This window comes from Sulfurihydrogenibium sp. (assembly GCF_027448985.1).
In the GTDB taxonomy this organism is placed as follows: Bacteria; Aquificota; Aquificia; order Aquificales; family Hydrogenothermaceae; genus Sulfurihydrogenibium.
The window spans coordinates 1-992 of record NZ_DAIDMN010000173.1; the positions used below are offsets into that span (position 1 = coordinate 1).

At 33.5% G+C, this 992-nt stretch carries 1 protein-coding gene; it reads right to left on the bottom strand.

Going from position 1 to position 992, the window contains the following annotated elements:
• The coding region (locus NE054_RS08405) for an AAA family ATPase (protein ID WP_297890544.1) at positions 1-992 on the bottom strand (992 nt) is incomplete at both ends.

Below are 992 nucleotides of genomic sequence, written 5' to 3' on the forward strand. Positions count from 1 at the left end.
TCATAATACTTTTTCTCTTTTATCTGGTCTAATGCTTTTCCTTCTTGGGTTTCTTCTATCACTTTAAACTCTATTATGTAAACTTTATCTTGGATTATCACCGTTAGGTCTATCTTTCCTCTGTTTGTGGTATCTTCCGCTATGGTTGTTAAGCCACTTCCGGTAAATAACGCATAAACTACCGATGCGTAAAATCCTTCGTACTGGTATATGTCATTTTTCCTGTACCAGTCTGTTGGTATGCTTGCAAAAAAGCTTTGAAGTATGTCTTTTAGTTTCTCTACATTTGATTCTTCTAATATATCGTATATTTTGCTTTCTGTTTTCTCTTTTAAAACCGGATTTTTTGTTATATAATCTAAAAATGCGTCGTTTAAGCTAACTCTTACTTCTAAGTTTGGATAGGTCAGTATATACTTTTGTTTTATTCCTTTTCTTAGTTGGCTTTTTATAGTCAGGTATCCGGATTGGAAGAGTAGATTTTCCGGATATATGTAGTCAATATCAAGGTTAGATAGTATCTCTTCTCCTACTTCCAAGTTCTCTAAATCTGGAAGATAGTACTGGTTTTTTTGAAACATTTTTATCAAAAATGTGGGTGTTCCGGTTTCAAACCAGTATGGTCTAAACTCTTTTTTGTCAAACAGTAGAAGTATATCAAAAGGATTGTAGACAGGTTCTCCAAGCCAGTTGTAGCCGTTGTACCACTTTTTTACTTCATCTTTGTCAAACTCTTTTATTCTGTCTTCAAAGACCGTTTCTAACTCTGTCTGGGTATATCCACACATGGTTGCAAACTCTCTGTCTAAGGTTATATCATTTAACTGGTTTAGCCCGCTAAATATAGATACTTTTGAAAATCTTGATACTCCTGTTAAAAATACAAGATGCAGGTATGGGTCAGATGGTTTTAGTATTTCAAAGAATTTTTTGAGTACTTCTCTGTTGTTTTTTGCTTTTTGTGTATCTTCTATTACATCCAGTATTGGTTT